This window comes from Flagellimonas flava (genome assembly GCF_050617915.1).
Lineage (GTDB): Bacteria > Bacteroidota > Bacteroidia > Flavobacteriales > Flavobacteriaceae > Flagellimonas > Flagellimonas flava_A.
Window position 1 is genome coordinate 1 of the sequence record NZ_JBODQE010000189.1, and the last position, 235, is coordinate 235.

The 235-nt window shown below is 46.0% G+C and carries 1 pseudogene; it reads left to right on the plus strand.

The window, feature by feature from the left end:
* Positions 1-16 precede the first annotated feature (16 nt).
* Positions 17-235, plus strand: a pseudogene (locus ACRHOZ_RS21495) (SLC13 family permease); the annotation flags it as partial.

Below are 235 nucleotides of genomic sequence, written 5' to 3' on the forward strand. Positions count from 1 at the left end.
GCATAATGTCTCCCTCATGCGATTAAAACGAAGGCATCCCCATCCACTGCAAGGCATACATCAATTTGTGGAATTACCACACCCCCAGACAGAGATGCGGTACCATGACATCATCACGGTGAAGGGAGAAGCGGAGGATGTGGATAAACTGGTACTGAAATTTAGGTTGGGGGTAATTGCATGGAAGCCTGAAAAAGATTTGCTTAAAAAGGAGCTGATCAACCAAGAAGTTGGG